The sequence below is a fragment of the Actinomycetospora lutea genome (assembly GCF_028737205.1).
GTDB lineage: Bacteria > Actinomycetota > Actinomycetes > Mycobacteriales > Pseudonocardiaceae > Actinomycetospora > Actinomycetospora lutea.
The window spans coordinates 1-25,750 of sequence record NZ_JAQZAL010000035.1 but is presented as its reverse complement, the minus strand read 5'-3'; the positions used below and the strand labels follow the sequence as shown (position 1 = coordinate 25,750).

17 protein-coding genes and 1 pseudogene are annotated in these 25,750 nt (G+C 75.5%); 8 read left to right on the top strand and 10 right to left on the bottom strand.

The window, feature by feature from the left end; genetic code table 11:
- Positions 1 to 53: 53 nt before the first annotated feature.
- Together PHK61_RS27370 and PHK61_RS27365 are read right to left on the bottom strand one after the other, a co-directional pair.
- A complete protein-coding gene (locus PHK61_RS27370; RefSeq protein ID WP_274284191.1) occupies positions 54 to 956 on the bottom strand; it encodes a M56 family metallopeptidase in 903 nt (300 codons plus the stop codon).
- Between the two features lie 65 nt (positions 957 to 1,021).
- A complete protein-coding gene (locus PHK61_RS27365; RefSeq protein WP_274284190.1) occupies positions 1,022 to 1,447 on the bottom strand; it encodes a BlaI/MecI/CopY family transcriptional regulator in 426 nt (141 codons plus the stop codon).
- Positions 1,448 to 1,534: 87 nt separating this feature from the next.
- Here PHK61_RS27365 and PHK61_RS27360 point away from each other — a divergent pair, with 87 nt between their 5' ends.
- From PHK61_RS27360 to PHK61_RS27340, 4 genes and pseudogenes are all read left to right on the top strand, one after another.
- The gene (locus PHK61_RS27360) at positions 1,535 to 2,995 is read left to right on the top strand and encodes a cytochrome ubiquinol oxidase subunit I (RefSeq protein WP_274284189.1); all 1,461 of its coding nucleotides are present in this window, start codon (positions 1,535 to 1,537) and stop codon (positions 2,993 to 2,995) included.
- A 10-nt stretch (positions 2,996 to 3,005) separates the two neighbouring features.
- On the top strand, positions 3,006 to 3,968 hold the full coding sequence (gene cydB / locus PHK61_RS27355; RefSeq protein ID WP_274284188.1) for a cytochrome d ubiquinol oxidase subunit II: 963 nt from the start codon (positions 3,006 to 3,008) through the stop codon (positions 3,966 to 3,968).
- A pseudogene (locus PHK61_RS32170) lies at positions 3,968 to 6,805 on the top strand (ATP-binding cassette domain-containing protein); the annotation flags it as partial. The gene cydB and the pseudogene PHK61_RS32170, both read left to right, overlap by 1 nt.
- A gap of 64 nt (positions 6,806 to 6,869) precedes the next feature.
- Positions 6,870 to 7,259: an ATP-binding cassette domain-containing protein gene (locus tag PHK61_RS27340; protein ID WP_274284185.1), complete on the top strand. Its 390-nt coding sequence runs from the start codon at positions 6,870 to 6,872 to the stop codon at positions 7,257 to 7,259.
- Here the strand turns inward: PHK61_RS27340 and PHK61_RS27335 are convergent.
- Positions 7,235 to 7,738 (bottom strand): MarR family winged helix-turn-helix transcriptional regulator, encoded by a 504-nt coding sequence (locus PHK61_RS27335; protein WP_274284184.1) that lies wholly within the window; start codon positions 7,736 to 7,738, stop codon positions 7,235 to 7,237. The genes PHK61_RS27340 and PHK61_RS27335 overlap by 25 nt on opposite strands.
- Positions 7,739 to 7,781: 43 nt before the next feature.
- Between PHK61_RS27335 and PHK61_RS27330 the strand changes: the two genes are divergently transcribed.
- From PHK61_RS27330 to PHK61_RS27320, 3 genes are all read left to right on the top strand, one after another.
- Complete coding sequence (locus PHK61_RS27330) at positions 7,782 to 8,099, top strand: thiamine-binding protein (RefSeq protein ID WP_274284183.1); 318 nt, start codon at positions 7,782 to 7,784, stop codon at positions 8,097 to 8,099.
- A gap of 89 nt (positions 8,100 to 8,188) precedes the next feature.
- On the top strand, positions 8,189 to 9,139 hold the full coding sequence (locus PHK61_RS27325; RefSeq protein ID WP_274284221.1) for a tetratricopeptide repeat protein: 951 nt from the start codon (positions 8,189 to 8,191) through the stop codon (positions 9,137 to 9,139).
- A 106-nt stretch (positions 9,140 to 9,245) separates the two neighbouring features.
- Positions 9,246 to 10,820: an HD domain-containing phosphohydrolase gene (locus PHK61_RS27320; protein WP_274284182.1), complete on the top strand. Its 1,575-nt coding sequence runs from the start codon at positions 9,246 to 9,248 to the stop codon at positions 10,818 to 10,820.
- 9 nt (positions 10,821 to 10,829) lie between these two features.
- Here PHK61_RS27320 and PHK61_RS27315 read toward each other — a convergent pair whose 3' ends face one another.
- The 7 genes from PHK61_RS27315 to PHK61_RS27285 all read right to left on the bottom strand — a co-directional run bounded on the left by PHK61_RS27315 (position 10,830) and on the right by PHK61_RS27285 (position 21,003).
- Positions 10,830 to 11,207: a cupin domain-containing protein gene (locus tag PHK61_RS27315; RefSeq protein ID WP_274284181.1), complete on the bottom strand. Its 378-nt coding sequence runs from the start codon at positions 11,205 to 11,207 to the stop codon at positions 10,830 to 10,832.
- A 112-nt stretch (positions 11,208 to 11,319) separates the two neighbouring features.
- Positions 11,320 to 12,702, bottom strand: coding sequence for a neutral zinc metallopeptidase (locus PHK61_RS27310; RefSeq protein WP_420791445.1), 1,383 nt, complete (start codon positions 12,700 to 12,702; stop codon positions 11,320 to 11,322).
- A 50-nt stretch (positions 12,703 to 12,752) separates the two neighbouring features.
- Positions 12,753 to 14,969, bottom strand: a complete 2,217-nt coding sequence (gene glgB / locus PHK61_RS27305) for a 1,4-alpha-glucan branching protein GlgB (RefSeq protein ID WP_274284179.1) — start codon at positions 14,967 to 14,969, stop codon at positions 12,753 to 12,755.
- Positions 14,966 to 16,393, bottom strand: a complete 1,428-nt coding sequence (locus PHK61_RS27300; protein WP_274284178.1) for a maltokinase N-terminal cap-like domain-containing protein — start codon at positions 16,391 to 16,393, stop codon at positions 14,966 to 14,968. Before PHK61_RS27300 ends, glgB begins: the two co-directional genes overlap by 4 nt.
- Positions 16,393 to 18,195, bottom strand: coding sequence for a maltose alpha-D-glucosyltransferase (gene treS, locus PHK61_RS27295; RefSeq protein ID WP_274284177.1), 1,803 nt, complete (start codon positions 18,193 to 18,195; stop codon positions 16,393 to 16,395). Before treS ends, PHK61_RS27300 begins: the two co-directional genes overlap by 1 nt.
- A 55-nt stretch (positions 18,196 to 18,250) precedes the next feature.
- Positions 18,251 to 18,775, bottom strand: coding sequence for an FxsA family protein (locus PHK61_RS27290; protein ID WP_274284176.1), 525 nt, complete (start codon positions 18,773 to 18,775; stop codon positions 18,251 to 18,253).
- Positions 18,776 to 18,876: 101 nt separating this feature from the next.
- Positions 18,877 to 21,003, bottom strand: coding sequence for a maltotransferase domain-containing protein (locus PHK61_RS27285; RefSeq protein ID WP_274284220.1), 2,127 nt, complete (start codon positions 21,001 to 21,003; stop codon positions 18,877 to 18,879).
- A gap of 2,097 nt (positions 21,004 to 23,100) precedes the next feature.
- On the opposite strand from PHK61_RS27285, the gene glgP reads away from it, so the two are divergent.
- Positions 23,101 to 25,680, top strand: a complete 2,580-nt coding sequence (glgP, locus tag PHK61_RS27280; protein WP_274284175.1) for an alpha-glucan family phosphorylase — start codon at positions 23,101 to 23,103, stop codon at positions 25,678 to 25,680.
- The last annotated feature ends 70 nt before the right edge of the window (positions 25,681 to 25,750 follow it).

The following is a 25,750-nucleotide window of genomic DNA, read 5'->3' as shown; positions in this document are numbered from 1 at the left end:
CCCCCGGCCACGCGGGTGGCGGGCAGCGAGGGCGTCCCTCGCCGCGCCCGCGCTCAGCGCAGGACGCCCGCGGCGGGCAGCGCGACGGCGAGCCAGGGGATGACGACGGCGACGGTCGGCACGACGACGACCGCGGCCGCCGCGAGGTAGGTGCCGGTCGCCAGGGTGCGGCTGCCGCAGGTCCGGGAGCGCACGCGGGCCAGGCGCGCGCCGACCTCGCTGTCCCCGGTGACGTCGAACGCCTCGAGCGCGCCGGCCATCGCCGTGTCGGAGCAGCGGGCGCGGGCGGCGTCGTCGGCGAGCATCTCCAGGAGCATCCCGACCGCGTCGCGGGCCTGGCGGCTGCGGGCGAGCACCGGGAACGCCTGGTGCAGGGCGACGAAGCCCTCGCGGACGAGGTCGTGGCGGGCGTCGAGGTGGGCCTGCTCGTGCGCGAGGACGGCGCGCAGCTCGTCGGCGTCGAGGGTGTCCAGGGCCGCCTCGGTGACCACCACCCGCGGCGCGCGCCCCGGCACGCAGTAGGCGAAGGGGACGGCGCCGTCGAGCACCCGGAGCACCGACTCGGTGCCCGAGCCGCCGATCAGCGCGCTGCGCTCGGCGCGGTCGAGCAGGTCGACCATGTCGCGGTGGCGCGCCCGCCGTCGCCGGGTCCGCACCGCGAGCAGCAGGAGCACGCCGAACAGCCGCAGCACGATGAGGCCGGCGAGCACCGCGGCGATCGCCACCGCGACCACCGTCGGCGTGCCGTGGCGCTGGTCGGGCGCCAGGGCGCGCAGCAGCTCCTCGGGCGCGGCGAGGGCGCTGCCGACCGCGGCGAGCACGGCGGCGACGGCGATCGCCTGCCAGAGCACGATCGCCGCCCGCGGCACGCGCTGCGGCCACCGGGCGCGGGCGAGCATGGAGGGGACGGGGCCCGCCAGCACGAGGGCCAGCGCGGCCAGCCACACCGACGCCATGGGATCAGTCTGGCGGCGGCGGACACGAGGCGCAGCGGAGCCGGACCATCAGACCCGGCCCGAGATCACGACTCGGGCCCGGACTGCTCACCGTCCGTGCGCGGCTGGGGCACCTCCGGCATGGCCGACGGCCGCGGGGGCGCGGCCTGCAGGGCGGCGCGCAGGGCGGCCGCCTCCTCGGGGCCGACCTGGTCGACGAACGCCACGAGCGCGGCGGTGCGGTCCTCGCCCACGTCGCCGAGCGCGTCGAGCATGAGGGACGCCGCCAGCTGCTCGCGCGTGGACGCCGCGGTGTAGCGGTAGGCCTTCCCGTCCCGCTCCTGGCGCACCACGCCCTTCTTGGCCAGGCGGCCGAGGACGGTCATCACCGTGGTGTACGCCAGCTCGCGATCGAGCCGGTCGTGCACCTCACGGACGGTCAGGGGCGCCGGAGCGGCCCACAGCTGCGCCATCACCGCGCGCTCGAGCTCTCCCAGGGCCACGTCACGCATCCTAGCCGTCGATCCCCTTGCCAACGCAAACCGTCGTACTACGCTTGGTCGTAGATACGACGCTGCGTCGTAGGCGAGGAGGTCGTCGTGACCGCGCTGGAGCTGTCCCGACTGCAGTTCGCGGTCGTGACCGTCTACCACTACCTGTTCGTCCCGCTGTCGATCTCGCTCGCGACGCTCACCGCGCTGCTGCAGACCCTCAGCTACCGCAGCACGAAGCGCGGCGGAGCTGCTGCGCCGGCGGCGGACGGCAGCACCGGGGACGTGCGCTGGCAGCGGTTGACGCTGGTCGCGGGCAAGCTGCTCATGATCACGTTCGCGGTCGGCATCGTCACGGGACTCGTCCAGGAGTTCCAGTTCGGGCTGTCCTGGTCGGCCTTCGCGCGGTTCTACGGCGACGTCTTCGGCCCGACGCTCGCGATCGAGGGGATGCTCGCGTTCTTCCTCGAGGCCACGTTCCTGGGGCTGTGGTGGTTCGGTGCCGACCGGCTGCGGCCCGCGCTGCACCTCGCCACCATCTGGATCGTGGCGATCGGCACCCTGATCTCCGCCTACGTGATCCTCGCGGCCAACGCGTTCATGCAGAACCCGGTCGCCTACACGCTCGACCCCGAGACCGGCCGCGCGCGGCTGGGCAGCTTCGCCGACCTGCTGACCAACCAGGTCGTCCTCGCCGCCTTCCCGCACACCATCGCCGGCGCCTTCGCCGGGGGCGGCGCGCTCGTGCTCGCGATCGGCGTGCACCGCCTGCGCCGCGGCGACCCGGACGGCCGGTGGCGGCTGTTCACGCGGGTGGGGGCCTGGACGACGTTCGCGGCCGGCGCGGCGGTGGCGCTGACCGGCGACCTGCTCGGCAAGGTCATGACCGAGGTCCAGCCGATGAAGATGGCGGCCGCCGAGGCGCTGTACGCGACGCAGGCCGGCGCCCCGTTCTCGCTGTTCGCCGTGGGTGTGCCGGGGGAGAAGGAGCCGTTCCTCTCGCTCGACGTGCCGTGGCTGCTGTCGTTCCTCGCCACCGGCGACCCGACCGCGACCGTGCAGGGCATCGACGACCTGCAGGCGCAGTACACCGCGCAGTTCGGACCCGGCGACTACGTGCCGGTCGTGCCGATGGCCTACTGGAGCTTCCGCTTCATGATCGGCTTCGGCGTGCTGGCGACGATGGTGGCGGCCTGGGTGTTGTGGCGGACGCGGCGTGACCGCTCGCCGGACACTGCGCACCTCGTGGACCGCTGGCTGCTTCGCCTGCTCTGGACCGTCCCCGTGCTGCCGGCGCTGGCGGCGACGGCCGGCTGGCTGTTCACCGAGACCGCCCGCCAGCCCTGGCTCGTCTTCGGGCTCTTCCGCACGGCCGACGGGGTGTCGCCCGGGCTGACGCCGATCGAGCTCGCGGCCTCGCTCGCCGGGTTCGCGCTGGTCTACGGCGTGCTGGCCGTGGTGTGGGTGCGGCTGGTGCTGCGCGTCGCGCGCACCGCGGGCGACGACCCGGAGCCCGTGCCCGTGCCCGAGGACACCGAGCCGGACCGTCCCCTCGTCCCCAGCTACTAGAGGAGCCGTCATGGACCTCCCGACCCTGTGGTTCGCCCTCGCGGTCACCTGCTGGGTGCTGTTCTTCGTGCTGGAGGGGTTCGACTTCGGTGTCGGCGTGCTCGCCTCCGCGCTCGGGCGCGACGACCACGAGCGCGGCGCCGGCGTCACGACGATCGGCCCGGTGTGGGACGGCAACGAGGTGTGGCTCGTGGCCGCGGTCGGGGTGACGTTCGCGGCCTTCCCCGACTGGTACGCCGCCCTGATGAGCGGGCTCTACCTGCCGTTCGTGCTGATCCTGCTCGTGCTGGCCGCCCGCGGGGTCGCGCTGGAGTTCCGCGGCAAGGGCGGCACCGAGCGCTGGCGACGGTGGTGCGACGGCGTGCTCGCGGCGTCCTCGCTGCTGGTGGCGGGGCTGTGGGGCGCGGTGCTCGGGGTCCTCGCGTCGGGTCTGGCGCTGGGCGCCGACGGCGAGGTCGCCGGCGCCGGTCTCGGCCGGTCGCTGGCGCCGCTGGTGTCGGGGCCCGCGCTGCTCGGGGCGGCGCTCGGCGTCGGCGCGGCGCTGCTGCAGGGCGCCACGTTCCTCGGCCTGCGCACGACGGGCCCGCTGCGCGCCCGCGCGCGGACGACGGCCCTCGCGGTGCTCGCGCCGGTCGCGGCGCTCGTCGCGCCGGTGGCGCCGCTCGGGCTGGTCGCGGTGGCCGTGGTGGCGCTGCTCGTCGCGCTGCGGCGCGAGGTGCTGTCGTTCGCCGCGGCGTCGGTGGCGGTGGCGCTCGGCGTCGTCGGGGTCCTCGCGGCGCACCTGCCGGTCGTGCTGCCGAGCACCCTGGACCCGGCCTTCTCGCTGACCGTCGCGTCGGCCGCCGCGAGCCCCGGCGCGCTGCAGCTGATCACGGTCGCCGCGGTGATCGTGCTGCCCGGGGTGGTCGCGTACCAGGGGTACTCCTACTGGGTGTTCCGCCGGCGCGTGGCCAGCGAGCGGGTGGCGACGTGATGGACCGCCGTCTGGTGGCTCTGGCGCGCGGCGCCCGGGCTGGCGTGAGCGCGCTGGTCGTGATCGGCGTCCTGCAGGCGGCCGGCACCGTGGCCGCGGCGCTGGCCGCGACGAGCGTGGTGACGGCGCTGGTCGTGGGGCCCGGCGGCGTGCCGCACGCGGCGATCGCGGTGCTGGCCGCCGTGGTCGTCGTGCGGGCCGGGCTGGCGTGGCTCGCGCCGCTCGTGGCCGCGCGCACCGGGGAGCGGGTCGTCGAGGGCGAGCGCGCCCGGCTGCTCGACCGCCTCGGGCACGACGACGCCCCGGCCGTGGTGCCGCTGGCCTCGCACGGTGTCGACGCCCTGCGCGGCTGGTTCACCGCGACCCTGCCGGCGCTCGTGCTCGCGGTGGTCCTGCCGCCCGCCGTGCTGGTGGTGCTGGCGCTCGCCGACCCGGCGTCCGCCCTGGTCGTGGGCGTGACGCTGCCGCTCGTGCCGGTGTTCGCGGTGCTGCTCGGGTGGGCGGCGCGAGCGCGGGCGCGGCGGGAGTGGGCGGCGGGGGAGCGGCTGGCCGGGCACTTCCTCGACACGGTCGCGGGCCTCGCCACGCTGCGGCTGTTCGGTCGCGCGCACCGGGCGGTCGCGTCGGTCGAGGAGTTCGGCGAGCAGCACCGGGTGGCCTCGACGCGGGTGCTGCGGGTGGTGTTCCTGTCGTCGACCGCCCTGGAGCTCCTGGGGACGCTGTCGGTCGGCCTGGTCGCGGTGGGCGCCGGGGTGCGGCTCGTCGAGGGCGCGATGGCGCTGTACCCGGCGCTCGTGGCGATCCTGCTCGCCGGCGAGGCGCACCGTCCGCTGCGCGAGGCCGGGGCGCGGTTCCACGACACCGCCCGCGCCACCGCCGTGCTGGACGAGCGGGACGCGCTGGTGTCCGGTGCGGTCGGCTCGTCGCCGGCGCGGGCGGCCTCGTCGGGCTCCGCGCGGGTCCGGGTGCGCGACCTGGCCGTGTGGCACCCCGGACGCCGGGAGGCGACGCCGTCGGTGCCGGCGCTCGACGCGCGCGGCGGCGAGCTGGTGGTCGTCGCCGGGCCGTCCGGGGCGGGCAAGACCACGCTGCTGCGGGCGCTCGCCGGGACGCTCGACGACGCCTCCTCGGCGACCGGCTCGGTCGAGGTGCGGGGGCGGCTCCTGGTGCTCGGCCAGCACCCCCAGCTCCCGCACGCCGCGACCGTGGGCGAGGCGCTGGGCGCCGCCCCGCCGGAGCGCCTGCGGCGCCTGGGACTCGACCTCGACCCGGCGCTGCCGCTCGCCGAGGCCGGTCGCTCGCTGTCCTCGGGGCAGCGGCGCCGCCTCGCGCTCGCGAGCGTGCTGGGCGACGCGGACACCGATCCGGCGAGCGCCGTCGTCCTGCTCGACGAGCCCACGGCGCACCTGGATCCCGAGACGGAGCGTGTCGTCGTCGCGGAGCTCCGCGCGCTCGCGGGCCGGGGCGCGCTGGTCCTCGCCGTCGCCCACCGCCCGGCCCTGCGCGAGGCCGCCGACCGCGTCGTGGACCTGAGCGCGCCGGGTGCGGGTGGCGGCGCGCCGGGTGCGGGTGGCGGCGCGAGGGACGCCCTCGCTGCGTCCCAGGCAGCGAGGGACGCCCTCGCTGCGACACCAGCGCCCCGGCGCGGGCTCGCGAGCGCCGTCGTGCTCGGGACCGGCGCGGCGGTGGCCGGCGTCGCGCTCACCGCGTCGGCGGCGTGGCTCATCGCGCGTGCCGCCGCGCAGCCGCCGATCCTCACGCTGTCGATCGCCGTGGTGGCCGTGCGCGGGTTCGCGATCGCGCGCCCGGTGCTGCGCCACCTCGAGCGGGTCACCGCGCACGCCGACGGGCTCGCGCGCATCGTCCGGTGGCGCCGGCGGGTGGTCGCGGCGCTCGCCGAGCGCGTGCCGGGGGCGGTGGCCGGGCGTCGGGGGCACCTGCTCGCCCGGGTGACCGACGACGTCGACGTCCGCCTCGACGGCCTCGTCCGCGGGGTGCTGCCGCTCGCCGTCGCGGGGCTCGCGCTGCCGGTCATGCTCGGCGTCGCGGCGCTCGCGAGCCCGCCGCTCGCCGCGGCCCTGCTCCCCGGGCTCGCCGTGGCGGCGCTCGGCGCGCCGCTCCTCGCCGCCGTCGCCGCCCGCCGCACCGCGCCCGCCGTGGAGCGGGGCGTCGACGACCTGCGCGCCGCCGTCGTCGAGACCCACGCCGCCCGCGACGAGCTCGCCGCCCGCGGCCCCGAGGCGCTGCGGGCACGCCCGCGGGCGACCGCCGCCGCGCTCGCCCGCGCCCGGCGCCGCGAGACCGCGGGCGGTGCCGTCGCGGCCGCGCTGGCGCAGCTCGGGCTGGGCGCCGCGTCGGTGGCCGCCGCGCTGGCCGCCCCGCTGGCGACGTCACCCGAGCTCGCCGCCGTCGCCGTGCTCGCGCCGCTCGCGCTCGGCGAGACCGTCCTCGCCCTCCCGGCGGCCGCCGCCGCGGTGGTCCGGGGCCGGCGGGCCCGCGCCCGCCTGCACGCCCTCGGCGCGCCGACCCCGCCCGCCCGTGAGCCCGAGGACCCGCGGGCGCCCACCGGGCGCGACCTGTGCCTGCGTGACGTCACCGCCGGCTGGGGCCCCGAGCCCGCCCTGCGCGGGCTCGACCTCGACCTGCCCGCCGGCCGGCGCCTCGGCATCACCGGGGCGTCGGGCTCGGGGAAGTCGACGCTGGCCGCGGTGCTGCTGCGGCTGCTCGACCCCCGCGGCGGCACGGTGACCCTCGGCGGGGCCGACGCCGCGAGCGTGCCCGGCGACGTCTGGCGCCGCACCGTCGCCCTCGTCGGCGAGCACGACCACGTCTTCGCCACGACGCTGCGCGAGAACCTCCGCTTCGCCGCGCCGGGGGCCGACGACGCGGCCGCTGCTCGCCGTGCTCCGGCGCGTGCGGCTCGGGGCGTGGTTCGCCGGGCTCCCCGACGGTCTCGACACCTGGCTCGGCGCCGGCGCGGTGTCCGGGGGCGAGCGCCGCCGCCTGGCCGCCGCCCGCGCGCTGCTCGTCGACCCCGCGGTCCTCGTGCTCGACGAGCCCACCGAGGGGCTCGACCCGGCGACCGCCGAGGCGCTGGTCGCCGACCTCCTCGACGCGGCATCGGAGACGCAGCAACGAGGGGAGCACGCCGATCGGGGAGCTCGACCATCAGGTCGCGGCCGGACCGTCGTCCTGCTCGCGCACCGGTTCGAGGGGCTCGACCTCGTCGACGAGGTCCGTCACCTCGCGGGCGGGAGCCTCCTGGCTCAGGCGAAGTCGCCGGCGGCGTGACGCACGCGGGCGAGGAGGTCGGTGAGCGCCTGCGTCTCGTCGTCGTCGAGCCCCACGAGCCCGAAGTCGATCGCCGTCACCGACGCCGTCGCCGCCGCGCACAGCTCCCGGCCGGCCCCGGTGATCTCCACGAGCGTCGTGCGGCCGTCGGTGGGGTGCGGGCGGCGGGCCACGAGGTGCGAGGCCTGGAGCCGGTCGACGATATTGGTGATCGACGTCGGGTGCAGCTGGAGCCGCTCGCCCATGATCCGCATCGGCAGCGATCCCGACCGCGCGAACCGCAGCAGCACCAGCGCCTCGTAGCGCGCGAACGTCAGCCCGTGCGGGCGCAGCGCGGCGTCCACGGCCTGCTGGAGGATCTGCTGGACGCGCATGATGCTCGTGACGGCGGCCATCGCCCGGGGCTCGCCGATCCGCTCGTTCCACAGCGCCGCGGCCCGCGCGATCGGGTCGAACGGCAGCGGCGTGGAAGCGGTCATGACACGGGCGAATCTAACAAAGCCGCGTGGCACGCTGGGGCTCGTGATCGTGGCGTTCAGCGTGTCCCCGTCCGGTGTCGGCGTCGAGGGAGCCCCGGCGGAGGACGGATCGGTCTCCGAGGCCGTCGCGGCCGCGGTCCGGGTGGTGCGGGAGTCCGGGCTGCCGCACGAGACGTCGTCGATGTTCACCTCGATCGAGGGCGAGTGGGACGAGGTCATGGACGTCGTGCGCCGCGCGACCGAGGCGGCCGGGCGCTACGGCTCGCGGGTCTCGCTGGTGCTCAAGGCCGACATCCGCCCCGGTCACACCGGCCAGATGCAGGCGAAGGTCGCGCGGGTCGAGGAGCGGCTGCGCCCCTAGGTCACGGATCACGCCCAGGTGGCAGACTTGACGGCGTGGCACGTCCCGATTCCCGCCAGGCGGCGCAGGCCGCTGCACTCTCGTCCGCGATGGCCGGAGCCGTCGACCTGTCCGGCCTGAAGGCGCGGGCCGAGGCCCGGCCCCCCGCGGGGGCGCAGGGCGGCGCGGCGGCCCCGGCCGGCCCGCCCGCCGGCGGCGCCGCCCCCGGAGGCGCACCGGTCACCGTCATCGACGTCACCGAGGCCGGCTTCCAGGCCGACGTCATCGAGCGCTCGATGACCGTGCCGGTGGTCGTCGACCTCTGGGCCGAGTGGTGCCAGCCGTGCAAGCAGCTGTCCCCGGTGCTCGAGAAGCTCGCCGCCGAGGGCCGCGGCGCGTGGGTCCTCGCGAAGATCGACGTCGACGCCAACCCGCGCATCTCCCAGGCGTTCCAGGTGCAGTCGATCCCGATGGTGGTCGTGGTCGCGGGCGGCCAGCCCGTCACGTCCTTCCAGGGCGCCCAGCCCGAGCCGCAGCTGCGCGAGTGGATCGGCCAGCTGCTCGACGCCCTGCGCGAGCAGATGCCCGGGATCGCCGAGGCCGAGGCCCGCGCCGGCGCGGAGCCCGGCGCGGAGCCCGTGGAGGAGCCCGAGGACCCGCGCTTCGTCGCCGCCGAGGAGGCCCTCGAGCAGGGCGACTACGCCGGCGCGGCCGCCGCCTACGAGCAGATCCTCGCGAGCGAGCCGAACAACGCCGAGGCGCAGGCCGCGCTCGCGCAGGTCAAGTTCCTGGAGCGGGCGGAGTCCGCCGACCCGTCGGCGATCGCCCGCGCCGACGCCGCGCCCGACGACGTCGACGCCCAGATCGCGGCCGCCGACGCCCAGATCGCCGCGCAGGACGTCACCGGGGCGTTCGACCGGCTCGTGCAGACGGTGGCCCGGACGAGCGGCGACGAGCGCGACCGCGCGCGCACCCACCTCGTCGAGCTGTTCGAGCTCTTCGGCACCGAGGACGAGCGCGTCACCACGGCCCGCCGCGCCCTGGCCCGCGCGCTGTACTGACCCAACCCGCCCATCCCGCACCCGTGACGTCCCGGCGCCGAGCGAGGATGCTCGACGTGCGGCCTGGTGCCGCGCCGGCGAGACCCGCCGTGGCGAGGAGCGGCCGATGGGCGACGACGAGCAGGCCGGGGAGGTCCGGCTGGCGGAGATCCTCGGTGCGTTGTCCCTGGGCATCGACCTCGGGTTCGACCAGCCGTTGGAGCACGTCCTGCGGCAGTGCCTCATCGCGCTGCGGCTCGCGGAGCGTCTCGACCTCGACGAGGACGCGCGCGTCGCCGTCTACTACACCGCGCTGCTGGTGAACGTCGGGTGCCACTCGGACGCCCACGAGCAGGCCAAGTGGTTCGGCGACGACATCGCGCTCAAGGCCGACAAGTACACCCACGGCCTGCACGGTGTCCGGGCCACGGCGGCCGGGCTGCGTCGGTTGGGCTCGGGCAGCGACACGATCCTGCAGCGGCTGCGCGTGGGGCTGGAGTTCGCCGTCTCGGGCCACAAGGACGTCGACGACATGATCGCCCAGCACGCGGCCCTGGCGAGGGCCCTGGCCGACGAGCTCGGGCTGCCCCCCGGGACGGGCGAGGCGCTCGTCGCCGCCTACGAGCAGTGGGACGGCCGGGGCTGGCCCGGTCGGCGGGCGGGCGAAGAGGTCCCCGTCGCCGCGCGGGTCGTCGCCGTCGCCGAGTTCACCGAGGTCGCCCACCGGGTCGGCGGTGTGCGGGCCGTGCTGGCCCTCGTCCGGCGGCAGAGCGGACGGCAGTTCGACCCCACGATCGCCGGGGCGGTCGCCGCCGACGTCGACCGGCTCGTCGCGGACCTCGATGCGGCCGACACGTGGGACGCCGTCATCGCCGCCGAACCGCCGCCCACGATCGTCCTGTCCGGGGAGCGCTTCGACGCGGCCCTCCTGGCCATCGCGGACTTCGTGGACCTCAAGTCGCCGTACACGCTGGGGCACTCGCGCGCCGTCGCGGACCTCGTGGCCGGCGCGGGGACGCACCTCGGGCTGGCGGTGGACGAGCTGCGCACGGTGCGCCGGGCGGGGCTCGTCCACGACTTCGGTCGCCTGGCGATCTCGAACGCGATCCTCGACAAGCCCGGGCCCCTCGGCGCGGGGGAGCAGGAGCGGGTGCGCCTGGTGCCCTACGTGACCGAGAGGATGCTCCGCAGGCCCCGACCGCTCGCGTGCCTCGGCGCGATCGCCGTCGCGCACCGCGAGCGGCTCGACGGCTCCGGCCACCCGCGCGGCTTGAGCGGCGAGGCGATCCCGCGCGCGGCACGTCTGCTCGGGGCGGCCGACGCCTACCGCGCCATGCGGGAGCCCCGTCCCCACCGGGAGGCGCTGTCGCGCGAGGCGGCCGCGGCCGAGCTGCGCGCGGACGTCGCCCGGGGGCGGCGCGACGCCGTGACGGTCGAGGCCGTGCTGCGGGCCGCGGGGCACAGCGCCTCGACCCGCCGCGAGGGCCCGGCCGGGCTGACGCACCGGGAGGCGGAGGTCCTGCGCCTCCTCGCGAGGGGCCTGACCAATCGCGACATCGCGTCGTCCCTGACGATCTCCACCAAGACGGTGGGCAACCACGTCGAGCACATCTACACGAAGATCGGCACGTCGACCCGCGCCGCCGCGGGCCTCTTCGCGACGAAGCACGGGCTCCTCGCCGACGAGGAGCCCGTCCCGTGAGGGGCGGGCTCACGCCTCCTGCAGGGCCGCCATGTTGCGCTGGATCGTCTCGTTGACCCGCGCCACCTCGTCGGCGGGGCTGAACATGATCCACGACGTGCCCGCCGTGGCCCGGGGCGTGTGGCCGGGCGGGGCGTGGAAGGCGTCGCCGGCGCGGCAGACCTCGACTCGGTCGGCGTACGTGAAGGTCAGCTCGCCCGCGGTCACGTAGCCCCAGTGCGGACAGGGGCAGCGGTCGTCGGGCAGCCCGGCGAGCAGCGGCGCCATGTCGGCGGCCTCGCGCAGGTCCAGGAAGCTGACCTCGTACCCGTCGACGACCTCCTCGTGCACCTCACCGATGCCGATGTCCTGCACCGTCGTCGCGCTGTCCTTCGAGACCTTCGCCATGGCCGCCTCCTCGCGTCCACGGGCCCGATCGGGTCCGTCCCGGAAGGCTAGGAACGGGTCGGCGCCGCGGGCATGGGGCGTTCGCCTCATCTTCGCGGGTCGGGGAGGGCGCTCAGACCCCGCGCAGGCAGGCGTCCGGGCCGCCGGTGACGCCGGCGCGGAACACGCGGATGCGTTCGTAGCCCGTGCCCGCGGCGGCGACGCCGTCGGTGCCGCGCGAGGCGGTGTCCTCGCGCAGGAGCAGGGTGACCGACTCGTCGAGGTCGCCGGGGGACAGGGCGAAGCCGCTCTCGCCGGTGCCCACCGCGGCGCTGTAGGCCCCGGCGAGGCAGAGCGCGGCGCGCCCGCCCTCGGCGCCCGTGGTCGGGCGGCCCAGCGCGGCGAGCGCCGCCGTGCCGAAGCGCGAGGCCAGCAGGGTGCCGGTGGCGTAGTCGCCGATGCGGGCGTGGTCGGCGGGCAGGGTGCCCGCGGTGTCGATGTGCACCGCGGACGGCGTGTCGCACCACGCCACCGGGCCCTGGACCGGCCCGTCGGCGTCCGGGCACTCCGCCTGGTCGCGCTCGGTGGCCGGGGTGGTCCACTGCCCGCCGCGGGCGCGGACCTGGCCGCCGAACCAGCGGTCGAGGTCGGGCACCATCGCCTCGATCAGCGGCTGGAGCCCGAGGTTGCCCCCGGAGCTCTCGTCGTCCGGCGACCGGAACGACTGCTGGGTGAACACCCGGTCGCGCCCGATCGCCGCACACACCGCCGGGTCGCCGTCGAAGCCGTCCTGGAACGACGACACCCGGTCGAACGCGTTGCCGTGCGCCTGGGCATTGCGCGGCGAGGTGCCCACGGGGTCGCGGAACCCGATCAGCGCGCCCATCGCCCCGTCGATGCCCGCCGCGCCGGTGCGCAGGTCGGGCAGCCCACCGTCGCGCACCTGGCGCAGGAACACGCCGGCGTAGCAGTCGGCCTGGGCCTCGAGCAGGATCGTCGGGGCGCCCGCGAGCGCGCCCGTGCGGTCGAGGCGGCCCTGCACGGCGTGCCCGAACTCGTGGGAGAGCACGACGACGACCGCCGAGTCACCGAAGTCGCGGCGCAGCTGCGGCAGGAGCTCGCCGCGGTCCCAGGCGATGATGTCCGAGCGCGGGCAGTAGAACGCCGTGCCCTGGATCTCCTGCGGGTTCTGCAGGCACGGCACGGCCGGTGCCCCGGCCCGGCCGCTCGGGTCGACCGAGAAGTAGCCCGCGAGCGGGCGGAACGGTTCGCCGCCGGAGAGCGCCGGGAGCTCCCGGCCCCAGTAGCCCTCGAGGTCGCGCAGGGTCGCCGCGGCGAGGCGGTCCTCCTCGCCGCCGTTCGTGCCGCCGATGAAGGACGGGTCGACGCCCGCGCTGACCTCCGGACCCGCGACCGCGCGGCCGTCGACGGGGAACGCGCACGCCGAGCCGGCCAGCACGGCCAGCACCGCGCACGTCACGACCAGCGCCCGCAGCGACCCCCGCACGCGGGCCATCATGCCCGGGGCGCGTGTGCCGTGAGTGGGGTTCGGGGCAACTCGGCCCGTCACCCCGGCGCGAGCCAGAGGACGCCGTTCGCCGGCAGCGTCACCTCGGCCGAGGCGGGGCGCCCGTGCCAGCTCGTCGACGACGCGATCACCGCCCCGTAGTTGCCGACCCCGCGCCCGCCGTAGATCTCGGCGTCGGTGTTGATGACCTCGCGCCACCGTCCCGTCCGCGGCAGCCCGACCCGGTAGTTCGGGTGGTCGGACCCGGAGAAGTTGACGACGCACGCCACCGCGTTGCCGTCGCGGTCGTGGCGCACGAACGACAGCACGTTGCCCGACGCGTCGTTGGCGTCGATCCACGAGAAGCCGGCCGGGTCGGTGTCGAGCTCGTACATCGGGCGCAGCGACCGGTAGGCGGCGTTGAGGTCGCCGACCAGCCGGCGCAGCCCGCCGTGGCGCGGGTCGTCGAGCAGCTCCCAGTCCAGCGAGCGCTCCTCGGACCACTCGCGCACCTGGCCGAACTCGCCGCCCATGAAGACCAGCTGCTTGCCCGGGTGCGCCCACATGTAGCCGAACAGCGCCCGCACGCCCGCGGCCTTGCGGTCGTCGTCACCGGGCTGGCGCGTCCACAGCGAGCCCTTGCCGTGCACGACCTCGTCGTGCGACAGCGGCAGCACGTAGTTCTCGCTGTACGCGTACGTCATCGAGAACGTCATCTGGTTGTGGTGGAAGCTGCGGTGCACGGGGTCGCGCCCGATGTAGTCGAGCGTGTCGTGCATCCAGCCCATGTTCCACTTGAAGCCGAAACCGAGGCCGCCCAGGTGGGTGGGCCGGGTGACGCCGGGCCACGCCGTCGACTCCTCGGCGATCGTGACGACGCTCGGGTGGCTCTTGTAGACGGTGGCGTTGACCTCCTGGAGGAACGACACCGCCTCGAGGTTCTCGCGGCCGCCGTAGCGGTTGGGGGTCCAGCCGCCGTCGGGCCGCGAGTAGTCGAGGTAGAGCATCGAGGCCACGGCGTCGACGCGCAGGCCGTCGATGTGGAACTCGTCGAGCCAGTACAGCGCGTTGGCGACGAGGAAGTTGCGCACCTGCGAGCGCCCGAAGTCGAACACGAGCGTGCCCCAGTCGAGCTGCTCGCCGCGGCGCGGGTCGCCGTGCTCGTAGCAGGGCGTGCCGTCGAACCGGGCCAGCGCCCACTCGTCCTTGGGGAAGTGCGCGGGCACCCAGTCGACGATGACGCCGATGCCCGCGCGGTGCAGGCGGTCGACGAAGTAGCGGAAGTCGTCGGGGGAGCCGAAGCGCGAGGTCGGCGCGTAGTACGAGCTGACCTGGTAGCCCCACGAGCCGCCGAACGGGTGCTCGGCCACCGGCAGCAGCTCGACGTGGGTGAAGCCGGTGTCGGTGAGGTAGTCGGCGAGCTGGTCGGCCAGCTCGCGGTAGCCCAGCCCCTGGCGCCAGGAGCCCAGGTGCAGCTCGTAGACGCTCATCGGCTCGCTGTGCGGGGTCGACGCGGCCCGCTGGGTCATCCAGTCCTGGTCGGTCCACTCGTGGGTCGAGGTGGTCACGACCGAGGCCGGCGTCGGCGGCAGGTCGGCGGCGAAGGCCATCGGGTCGGCCTTGTCGAGCCAGTGCCCGTCGGGGGACAGGATGCGGAACCCGTAGCGGGCGCCGTCGCCGATGCCCGGGACGAACAGCTCCCAGACCCCGGAGCCGAGCGCGCGCATCGGCGTCGTCGTGCCGTCCCAACCGTCCCAGTCGCCGCACACCCGCACGCCGCGGGCGTGGGGCGCCCACACCGCGAACGAGGTGCCCTCGACCGGCCCGGCCGGCGTCGGCCAGCGGCGGAAGTGGGCGCCGAGGGCGTCCCACAGCCGCTCGTGGCGGCCCTCGCCGATGAGGTGCAGGTCGACCGGGCCCAGCACCGGCGAGAAGCGGTACGGGTCGTCGGCGATCGTCTCGACGGTCTCGCCGGTGGCCTCGTCGGTGCGCCGCGTCGCGAGCCGGTAGCGGGGCAGCGGGCCGGGCACGCCGGCGGCGAAGACACCGGCCGCGTGGACCTCGGCGAGCGGGTAGCGCCCGGCGGTCGGGCCCTCGTCGACGACGACGTCGACGGCGTCCGCGCCGGGGCGCAGCGCGCGCACGATCACCGTGCCGGGCGACTCGGGGTCGCGGTGCGGGCCGAGCACCCCGTGCGGGTCGCGGTGCGAGCCCTCCATGAGCAGGTGGACGTCGAGGTCGGAGGGGGTGGGGGTCAGCGGGCGGGCGCGGGTCATCGCTCGCCCCGCCCGGCGGGCGTGAGCAGCCGACGCATCGACCGCAACGGGATGGACACCCATCCCGGCCGGTTACGGGTCTCGTACAGCACCTCGTACACCGCCTTGTCCAGCTCGTAGGCCCGCAGCAGCTCGGGGACGTCCCGGGGGTCGGTCCCGGAGACCTCCGCGTAGCCGTCGCAGAACGCCGACCGGTTGCGGTCGGCCCACTCCTGTGCCCGGCGCTCGAGCTGCGGATCGGGGTCGTCCGCGGACTGTTCCCACTCGGAGAGCTGGTGGAACGCCGCGTAGTCGAAGGAGCGCAGCATCGCGGCGACGTCGCGCATCGGGGAGTCGGGGCGGACCCGGTCGGCGAGGGGCTTCGACGGCTCGCCCTCGAAGTCGATGACGAGCCAGCCGGTGGGCGTGCGCAGCTCCTGGCCCAGGTGCAGGTCGCCGTGGATGCGCTGCAGGGTCGACGGCTCGGCGGCGGTCACCCCGCGCAGGACGTCCGCGATGGCGTCGCGCTGCTCGGCGACACCGGGCACGGCGGCCGCGGCGCGGTCGAGGCGCTCGAGCATCCACGCCTCGATCTCCGACGCCCCGCGGGCGTCGAGGGGCTGGGTGCCCAGCGCGGCGGCCAGCTCGAGGTGCACGGCCGCGACGGTCTTGCCGATGCGGTGGGCCTCGCCCGCGAAGTCGCCGCCGACCTCGTCGGCGCGCAGGTCGGCCTCGGCCAGCAGGTCGCGCACGCTGGCGGCGGCCATCGACCAGCCGTCGGCGGAGTTCGACGCGTAGCCCTGCAGCATGGCGACCGTCATGGGCTCGCCGTCCAGCTCGCCCTCGATCGCGCCGAGCAGCGGGGCCACCTCGCGGCTGCCCTGGCGGCGCAGCGCCCGGTGCAGCTCGAGGTCGGGGTTGAGCCCGGCGGTCGCGCGCCGGAAGAGCTTCATGATGGCGCGCTCGCCGTAGATCACCGAGCTGTTGGACTGCTCGCCGATCAGCGGCCGCCCGGGCCCCACGATCGGCGCCTCGGTGTCGGGCTCGGCGACGAACCGCAGCGGTCCGCGCGTCGCGTTCTCGGTGATCAGCGACAGGAACAGGCGGCTGATCCGCCCGTCGGCGAGGCCGTCGTAGACGACGTCCCCGTCCCGGCGCCCGATCACGGCGTACTCGACGTCCGCGGGCGGGCTCGCCTGGACGCCCAGCACGAGCTGGTAGCGCTCCTCGGCACTGCCGCCCGAGGCGTCGGCGAACGACACGCCGATCACCGCGTGCTCGACCGTCGGCGACTCGCCGGGGGCGGAGACCACGGCGTGGCCCACCGTCCGCAGGCCCGCGATCTCGCGTCCTTTGGCCGGGAACCACCGCTGCGACGGCAGCCAGGCGAGCAGGGCGTCGTGCAGACCGGCGAGGGGGTCATCGGGCGAGCTCGTGGCGGGCATCAGCGCTCCTCGGCCTCGTGGATGGCGAACCAGTAGAAGCCGTGTCCTGGCAGGGTCAACAGGTACGGCAGTTCCCCGATCGCCGGGAACGGCACACCCCCCGTGAGCTCCGTGGGCACGCAGTCCCTCCACGCGATGAGGTCGAGCTCCACCGGCTGGGGGAAGCGCGACATGTTGTTCACGCAGAGCACGAGGTCGCGGTGGCCGCCGGCGTCCACGTGCTCGCGCACGTAGGCGAGCACGCTGGGGTTCGACCCGCCGAGCTCGTGGAAGTTCCCGAGCCCGAAGGCGGGGTGCTGCTTGCGGATGTCGATCATCCGGCGGTTCCAGTGCAGCAGGCTCGCCGTCGAGTTCGACTGCGCCTCGACGTTCACCGCCTGGTAGCCGTAGACCGGGTCCATGATGATCGGCAGGTTGAGCCGGCCCGGATCGCAGGTGGAGAAGCCGGCGTTGCGGTCGGGCGTCCACTGCATCGGGCTGCGCACGCCGTCGCGGTCGCCCAGCCAGATGTTGTCGCCCATCCCGATCTCGTCGCCGTAGTAGAGGACGGGGCTGCCGGGCAGCGAGAGCAGCAGGGCGGTGAACAGCTCGAGCTGGTTGCGGTCGTTCTCGAGCAGCGGGGCCAGCCGCCGGCGGATGCCGATGTTGGCCTTCATGCGCGGGTCCTTGGCGTACTCCGCGTACATGTAGTCGCGCTCGTCGTCGGTGACCATCTCGAGCGTCAGCTCGTCGTGGTTGCGCAGGAAGATGCCCCACTGCGCGTTGTGCGGGATCTCCGGCGTCTGCGCGAGGATCTCCGAGATCGGGAACCGCGACTCGCGCCGCACCGCCATGAAGATGCGCGGCATCAACGGGAAGTGGAACGCCATGTGGCACTCGTCGCCGCCGACCTCGGCGTCGCCGAAGTACTCGACGACGTCGGCGGGCCACTGGTTGGCCTCGGCGAGCAGCACGCGGCCTGGGTACTCGTCGTCGACGACCTTGCGGCAGCGCTTGAGGAACGCGTGGGTCTCGGGGAGGTTCTCGCCGTTCGTGCCGTCGCGCTCGTAGAGGTAGGGCACCGCGTCCAGGCGGAAACCGTCGATCCCGAGGTCGAGCCAGAACCGCAGCGCGTCGATCATCGCCTCGCACACGGCCGGGTTGTCGAAGTTGAGGTCCGGCTGGTGGGAGAAGAAGCGGTGCCAGTAGAACTGCCCGCGCACCGAGTCGTAGGTCCAGTTGGACGACTCGGTGTCGACGAAGATGATCCGCGCGTCGGAGTAGCGGGTGTCGTCGTCGGACCAGACGTAGAAGTCGCCGTAGGGCCCCTCGGGGTCACGGCGCGACTCCTGGAACCAGTGGTGCTGGTCCGAGGTGTGGTTCATGACCAGGTCGGTGATCACGCGGATCCCGCGGGCGTGCGCCTGGTCGAGGAGTTCGACGAAGTCGGCGACCGTCCCGAACTCGGGCAGCACCTTGCGGTAGTCGCGGATGTCGTAGCCGCCGTCGCGCAGCGGGGAGTCGTAGAACGGCGGGAGCCACACGCAGTCGACGCCGAGCCACGCGAGGTAGTCGAGCTTGTCGGTGAGCCCGGAGAGGTCGCCGAACCCGTCGCGGTTGGAGTCGGCGAACGCGCGGACCAGCACCTCGTAGAAGACGGCGCGCTTGTACCACTCGTCGTCGACCGGGAGCGTGCGCGCATGTCGGAAGTCGTCGGCGCTGGGTTCCTCGACGGCCGAGGCCCCGTGGTCCTCGGTGACGTCGCGGACGTGGCCCTCATCGCGCGGCGCGGCGGTGATGCTCGCGCTGACTCCCTCGTTCATCAGGCGTCACGCTAGTGGTCGGGGGGCGGAGCGCTGTGCGCCGGGAGGGCATCGGTCAGGTGGCGTCGCGACGGTCCCGGCCGTCGTCGAGGACCTCGCCCTCGATGACCGTGCCGCGGAACGAGCCGGTGCCCAGGCGCCCGGGTCCGGCCGGCTCCGGGCGCGCGCCCCAGGGGCCGGGCCCGCCCGCCCCGACGACGGTGACCGACGGGCCGACGCGCGCGCTGCCGGCGCGCACGGCCCGGTCGGCGGCGCGGCGCGCGAGGGCCCCGCGCACCGGCGGGACGAGCAGGACGAGCGCGGCGAGCGTGGACAGCAGGCCGGGAACGACCAGCAGGACACCGGCGAGGGCGACGTACATGCCGTCGGCGACCTCGGCCTCGGCGGGACGGCCGGTGCGCGCCGCGTCGACCAGCGTCGACATCGATCGGCGACCCTCGCGGCGGATCGCCCAGGCGCCGACGACGGCCGAGAGCACCAGCACCCCGAGCAGGCCCCAGAACCCGATCGCCTGGCCGACCAGCACCAGCACGGTGATCTCGACGGCCAGGTAGACCGCCAGGGCGACGAGGATTCTCACGGTGACCTCCCAGGGCTCTCGGACGGTCCAACGCCCGAGAGCCCCCGATCGTGCCCGATGCGCCCGACTCTCAGGAGGCGCACAGGGTCACGATCGGTCGCCTACCGCCGCAGCACCGAGATGATGTGGCAGACGTCGCGCCACGGCTCGATGCGCACGTAGTTCGTCTCGCCCCACTCGAAGGTCTGCCCGCTGACCTCGTCGAACGCCCCGAAGCGGTCGTGCCACTCCAGGCCCAGCGCCGGCATGTCGAGGTGGACGTTGCCCTCCTCGACCCCGAACGGGTTGAGCGTGACGACGCAGAGCACGGTGTCGCCGGTCTGCGGGTCGGTCTTCGAGTAGGCGAGCAGCGCGTCGTTGTCGGTCTCGTGGAACCGCAGCGTCCGCAGCTGGCGCAGGGCCGGGTGGTCGCGGCGCAGCTGGTTGAGCCGCGTGATCCACGGCTCGAGGCTGCGGCCCTCGGCCAGCGCGCCGGCGAAGTCGCGGGGACGCAGCTGGTACTTCTCGGAGTCCAGGTACTCCTCGCTGCCGGGCCGGACCGGCTGGTGCTCGAAGAGCTCGAAGCCCGAGTAGACGCCCCAGCTCGGCGAGAGGGTGGCCGCCAGCGCCGCCCGCAGCGCGAACATGCCCGGGCCGCCGACCTGCAGCGACTCGTGGAGGATGTCCGGGGTGTTGACGAAGCAGTTCGGCCGGCATTCGTCGAGCCGGTCGCGGTGCATCTCGAAGAACTCGCGCAGCTCGTCGCGCCCGGTGCGCCACGTGAAGTACGTGTAGGACTGGCTGAACCCGGCCTTCGCCAGCCCGAAGAGCCGGGCCGGGCGGGTGAACGCCTCGGCGAGGAACACCACTCCCGGGTCGCGGCGGTGCACCTCGGCGATGAGCCAGTTCCAGAAGTCCGGCGGCTTGGTGTGCGGGTTGTCGACCCGGAAGACGCGGACCCCGTGCTCCATCCAGTACAGGACGATCCGCAGGACCTCGGCGTAGATGCCGTCGGGGTCGTTGTCGAAGTTGACCGGGTAGATGTCCTGGTACTTCTTCGGCGGGTTCTCCGCGTACGCGATCGTCCCGTCGGGCTGGATCGTGAACCACTCCGGGTGCTCGGTGGCCCACGGGTGGTCCGGCGCGCACTGCAGCGCGAGGTCGAGGGCCACCTCGAGGCCCAGGTCGTGCGCGTGCGCGACGAAGGCGTCGAAGTCCTCGATCGTGCCGAGGTTCGGGTCGATCGCGTCGTGCCCGCCCGCGGCCGACCCGATCGCCCACGGGGAGCCGACGTCGTCGAACTCCGGGGTCAGGGTGTTGTTCGGCCCCTTGCGGTTGACCGTGCCCACGGGGTGGATCGGCGGCAGGTACGCGACGTCGAAGCCCATCGCGGCGGCGCGGTCGAGCTCGCGGGTCGCGGTGGCGAAGGTGCCGTGTACCGGGCGGCCGTCGGCGTCCCACCCGCCGGTCGAACGCGGGAAGAACTCGTACCAGGAGCCGGCCAGGGCGAGCGAGCGCTCGACCTGGACGTGGTGGGTCTCGCCCTGGGTGACGAGCTCGCGGACCGGGTGCTCGGTCATCGTCCGGTGCACCGGCTCCGACAGGGCGAGACCGAGGCGCCCGGGGAGGTCCTTGCCGGTGTCGCGCAGGATCTCCGCGGCCCGCGTCAGCGTGTGCGCGAGCTCCAGCGCCGGCGGCATCGCGATCCCGCCCGTGCGCTCGCCGACCGGGTCGTCGTCGGCGAGGCGCGGGGCGTCGCGCAGGCGCTGCTGGATGCCCTCGGCGCCCCGCTCGAGCAGCCGCGCGCCCGACTCGAGGTCGTTGGCGAGCTCCGCGGCGCCCTGACCGGCGCGGGTCTTGACGTCCACGGCGTGCCGCCACGTCGCCCACGGGTCGCTCCAGGCGTCGACCCGGAAGCTCCACAGGCCCTCGGCGTCGGGCACGACCTGGCCGGCGAAGCGGTCGGTCAGCGGGCCGGTCGGCGTCATCCGCGTGCTGCGCGGCGCCTCGTCCCCGCAGGGGATCTCCGCGTCGGGGTGCTGGCCGTGGCTCGCCGCGGAGCAGCGCTGCCACACGACCGTCGCGGCCACCGCGTCGTGGCCCTCGCGCCAGACCGTGGCGGCGACGGGCACGACCTCGCCGACCACCGCCTTCGACGGGAACCGCCCGCCGGAGACCTCCGGGGTCACCTCGTCGATCCCGATCCGGCCCTGCGCGAGCGCGTGACGGTCGACGGCGTCGGCGGGGATGCCGGGCGTCGTGGCCTGGGGGCCGGGGACGGCTAGCTCGGGCTGCGGCTCGGGGTGCGGCTCGGGCTGCGGCTCGGACTCCGTGGCCGGCGCCGTCGCGGTGGTGTCGGGTGCCTCCGCGACCGGGTCGATCGACGGCGCGCCCGCCGGCTCCTCGGCCGGGACGTCCGCACCGGTCGGGTCGGGGTCCGTCACGTCGCCCGGGGCGTCGCCGGCGCGGGTGTCCTCGCTGGTGCTCGCGGCGGCGCCGAGGGCTCCGGCGGCACCGGCGGCGGCCACGGCGCCGCCGACGGCGGTGACGGTGGTCAGGTCATCGGACGAGCCGGTGGTGCTGGGGATCTCGTCGCGCGGGGCGTCGGGGGCGAGGCTGCGGTGGACGTGGGTGTCCTCGTCGGCGGGCAGCGGGCCGATGCCGAGCGGATCGTCGTCGATGGCCGGGGTGCCGGTCGGCGCGCTCGACCCGTGTCCCGAGGACACGGGTCGCGGGGTGGACCGATCGGGGGCGTCGGCGCCGGAGGTCGAGGGCGCCGGGGGCGTGGGCGGCGTCGAGGACGACGACGGGCGCGCGGGCGGCGGCGCCCACGGGGTGCTCGAGCGCGGGGTGCTGGTCGGGGTGCTGGTCGGGGTGCTGGTCGGGGTGCTGCTCGACGCGTCGTGAGCCGAGGTCGAGGTGCCGGCGTCGTCGCCCGAGCGGCCGAACACACCGGCGGCGCCGGCCGCCGCGCCGGCGAGGCCGAGCCCGGCCGCGCCCGCGGCGGCGGCCCGCCAGCTGTCGCCACGGTCGGTCGCACCACGGTCGGTCGCGCCACGGTCGGTCGCGCCACGGTCGGTCGCGCCACCGTCGGTGGCGGCACGGTCGGCGTCCGCCGGCGGCGTGTCGCCGGCGGCAGCGCCCGTGGTACTCGGAGCGCGGGTGGGTGGGATCGCGGTGGTGACCGGGTCGTCCGCCCGGTCGTCCGCCCGGTCGGCGGGCTCGTCAGCCGGCTCGTCGGCGGGAGAGGTGCTGCCGTCCGCACCCGCCGTGTCCTCGGCCGCGTCCTCGGCGAACGGCGCGTACGGCGTCCGCGGCGTGAACCACGACGGGTCGGAGGCCGGGGTGGCGTCGAGGTCCTCGGCCCGGGAGAAGGGCTCCGGGGATGACGCCGCCGAGGAGGACGGGGCCGGCGGCGTCGACGCCTCGTCGGCCGCCGGCGGCACCGGTGAGGCCGACGGCGCCGACGCCTCGTCCGGCGAGGTCGGGGAGGCCGCGGGCCCGGAGGTCTGCTCGGTTCCGCGGTCCGACGACGAAGTCATGTCCGGTCCGCTACCCGCAACGGGCGGAGTCGATGCGGACGGAGGACGGGAGGTCGGCGAGGGGGAGGCCGAGGGGCGGCCGGTGGCGATGCCCCACGGCGGGGTGGCGGGCCGGCGCCACGGCGGCAGGCTCGGTGCCGGCTGCCGGCGCCGCCCGTCGAGGTCGGGCGCGTCGGAGCCGACGGCGCGGAACCCGTGCGAGGGGGTGTCGGCGGGGAAGGGGCCGGACGCCGGGTGGTGGGCCGGGTCGGGCGAGGCGTACGGGCCGGTGGGGGCGACCGGCCCGGACGCGGGGAACGGACCGGAGGCGGGGAACGGACCGGGGGCGGGGAAGGGACCGGACGCCGGGCCGGTGGCGCGGCCGGGCACGGGGAAGGGCCCGGTCGTCGGTCCGTGGGGGCGGGCGTCCGGGGGCGGCGGGGGACCGACCTCGACGTCGTCGGCCGACCCCCAGCCCTGCCGCCGCCGGCGCCACGACCCGGAGGACGGTCCCGTGACGACCTCGCCGGGGGGCACCTGCCGGTGGGGGTCGCGGCGCCCGTCGTACCCGCCGTAGCTCTCCTCGAACGGCGGCGCGCTGGCCCCGTCGGAACCGACCGCGGGCTGCCCGCCGGTCGTGTCGCGCGGCGGCTCCGTCGGCTGCTCGAGGGGACCTTCCGCCTCCCTCGCGGCCTCCTTCGACCGTCGTCCGGACCGCCACCATCTCCCCAGCGCGCTCACGCGACGCAGCGTAGTCATGGGATCGATGCAGGGGAGGTGGGCGCCGCACGGCGCGTCGGGGGTCGAGCCGTAGGCTCCCGGCACGTGAAGGCTCTGCGTCGCTTCTCCGTCCGCGCCCAGCTCCCGGCCGCTCTCGCGCCCCTGCAGGAGCTGGCCACGAACCTGCGCTGGACGTGGCACGGGCCCACCCAGGATCTGTTCGCCACGGTCGACGAGACGGCCTGGCGTTCCACCGGGGGCGACCCCGTCCGGCTGCTCGGCGAGGTGCGCCCGCAGCGGCTGGCCGAGCTCGCCGAGGACGCCGCGTTCGTCGGCCGCGTGCAGGAGCGCGCCGAGGATCTCCGCAGCTACCTCGCCGAGCCGCGCTGGTACCAGTCGCGCGCCGACGGCAACCCGGCGGCGATCGGCTACTTCTCGATGGAGTTCGGCGTCAGCGAGGTGCTGCCGAACTACTCGGGCGGGCTCGGCATCCTCGCCGGCGACCACCTCAAGGCCGCGAGCGATCTCGGGGTCCCCCTGGTCGCCGTCGGCCTTCTGTATCGATCCGGATACTTCCGGCAGTCGCTCTCGCTCGACGGCTGGCAGCAGGAGCACTACCCGGCGCTGGACCCGCAGGGCCTGCCGCTGCACCTGCTCACCGAGGCGAGCGGAGCGACGGGGGATGGGCCCGATGCGTCGGGCGCTCCGGTGCTCGTCGGCGTCGCGATGCCCGGGGGCCGCACGCTCCGGGCGCGGGTGTGGGTGGCCTCGGTCGGGCGGGTGCCGCTGCTGCTGCTCGACGCCGACATCGAGGACAACGACCCCGACCTGCGCCAGGTCACCGACCGCCTCTACGGCGGCGACGCCGAGCACCGCATCCGCCAGGAGATCCTCGTGGGGATCGGCGGGGTGCGCGCGGTCCGGGCGTTCTGCCGCTCGACCGGGCACCCGGCGCCCGAGGTGTTCCACACCAACGAGGGCCACGCCGGCTTCCTGGGCCTCGAGCGCATCCGCGAGCTCGTCGACGACGCCGGGCTCGACTTCGACCAGGCGCTCGCCACCGTGCGCGCCGGCACCGTGTTCACCACCCACACCCCGGTGCCCGCGGGCATCGACCGCTTCCCGGTGGGCCTCGTCGAGCACTACTTCACGGCCGACATGCTGCCCGGCATCGAGCCCGCCCGGGTGCTCGCGCTGGGCCGTGAGGGGCGGGAGGGCGAGCACGGGGCCGACATGTTCAACATGGCCCACATGGGCCTGCGGCTCGCCCAGCGCTCCAACGGCGTCTCGCAGCTGCACGGCGAGGTCTCGCGCGGGATGTTCCAGAGCCTGTGGGGCGGGTTCGACGCCCCGGAGGTGCCGATCGGCTCGGTGACCAACGGCGTCCACGGTCCGACCTGGACCGCCCGCGAGATCGGCGGGCTCACCGCCGGCGCCGAGGCCGCGGGGAGCCCGGAGCTGTTCGGGGTGTCCGACTCCCTGCTCTGGGAGATGCGCGGGACCCTGCGCCGCCGGCTCGTCGAGGAGGTCCGCCGGCGGGTGCGGGCGTCGTGGCTGCAGCGCGGCGCCTCGGCGCCGGAGCTCGCCTGGACCGAGCGCGTGTTCGACCCCGACGTGCTGACCATCGGCTTCGCCCGTCGCGTGCCGACCTACAAGCGCCTGACGCTGATGCTGCGCGACCAGGAGCGGCTGCGCTCGATCCTGCTCGACCCGGAGCGCCCGGTGCAGCTGGTGATCGCCGGCAAGTCCCACCCCGCCGACGAGGCCGGCAAGGGCCTCATCCAGGAGATGGTGCGCTTCGCCGACGACCCCGCGGTCCGCCACCGCATCGCGTTCCTGCCCGACTACGACATGTCGATGGCGCGCTACCTCTACTGGGGCTGCGACGTCTGGCTGAACAACCCGCTGCGCCCGCTGGAGGCCTGCGGGACGTCGGGCATGAAGTCGGCGCTCAACGGCGGGCTCAACCTGTCGGTGCGCGACGGCTGGTGGGACGAGCTCTACGACGGCCGCAACGGCTGGGCGATCCCGACCGCCGACGGCGTCGACGACCCCGAGCGCCGCGACGACATCGAGGCGAACGCGCTCTACGAGCTGCTCGGCACCACGGTCGCGCCCCTGTTCTACGACCGCGGCGCCGACGGCGTGCCCGACCGCTGGACCTCGCTCGTGCGGCACACGCTCGCGACGCTGTCGCCGAAGGTGCAGGCCACGCGCATGGTGACCGACTACGTCGAGCAGTGGTACGCCCCGGCGGCCCGGTCGGCGGCGCGCGTGCTCGAGAACGGCTTCGCCGGCGCCAAGGAGCTCGCTACCTACCGCGCCCGCCTCGACGCCGCCTGGTCGTCGGTGGCCGTCGCGGAGGTCGACGCCTCGGGCGGCGCGGACACCCCGGTGCTCGGCGCGCCGATGACCGTGCGGGCCGAGGTCGTGCTCGGGGGCCTGGCGCCCGAGGAGGTGCTGGTGCAGGCGGTGGTCGGGCGCGCCGACGACGCCGACGAGCTCTCGGAGCCCGTCGTGCAGGAGATGACCCCGATCGGCCCGGGCCACGAGGGCTCGCACCGCTTCGAGGTCGTCGTCGCCCTGCCCCACGCCGGCGTCCTCGGCTACACGGTGCGCGTCCTGCCGCGCCACGACCTCCTCGCCGCCCCGGCCGAACTGGGCCGGATCGTCCTGCCGGCGTGACGCCGGAACGCTAGCTGTCGTGACCCGGCACGTTGTCAGCAGGCGAGTCGGGTGATCGGTGGGTGGCCGC

Excerpts from the sequence above, each read along its gene's own strand:
- treS (WP_274284177.1), bottom strand. The coding sequence starts at position 18,195 with ATGAACGAGGGAGTCAGCGCGAGCATCACCGCCGCGCCGCGCGATGAG.
- PHK61_RS27320 (WP_274284182.1), top strand. The coding sequence starts at position 9,246 with ATGGGCGACGACGAGCAGGCCGGGGAGGTCCGGCTGGCGGAGATCCTC.
- PHK61_RS27370 (WP_274284191.1), bottom strand. The coding sequence starts at position 956 with ATGGCGTCGGTGTGGCTGGCCGCGCTGGCCCTCGTGCTGGCGGGCCCC.
- PHK61_RS27325 (WP_274284221.1), top strand. The coding sequence starts at position 8,189 with ATGGCCGGAGCCGTCGACCTGTCCGGCCTGAAGGCGCGGGCCGAGGCC.
- glgB (WP_274284179.1), bottom strand. The coding sequence starts at position 14,969 with ATGACCCGCGCCCGCCCGCTGACCCCCACCCCCTCCGACCTCGACGTC.
- PHK61_RS27335 (WP_274284184.1), bottom strand. The coding sequence starts at position 7,738 with ATGACCGCTTCCACGCCGCTGCCGTTCGACCCGATCGCGCGGGCCGCG.
- PHK61_RS27310 (WP_420791445.1), bottom strand. The coding sequence starts at position 12,702 with ATGGCCCGCGTGCGGGGGTCGCTGCGGGCGCTGGTCGTGACGTGCGCG.
- PHK61_RS27365 (WP_274284190.1), bottom strand. The coding sequence starts at position 1,447 with ATGCGTGACGTGGCCCTGGGAGAGCTCGAGCGCGCGGTGATGGCGCAG.
- PHK61_RS27315 (WP_274284181.1), bottom strand. The coding sequence starts at position 11,207 with ATGGCGAAGGTCTCGAAGGACAGCGCGACGACGGTGCAGGACATCGGC.
- PHK61_RS27300 (WP_274284178.1), bottom strand. The coding sequence starts at position 16,393 with ATGCCCGCCACGAGCTCGCCCGATGACCCCCTCGCCGGTCTGCACGAC.
- cydB (WP_274284188.1), top strand. The coding sequence starts at position 3,006 with ATGGACCTCCCGACCCTGTGGTTCGCCCTCGCGGTCACCTGCTGGGTG.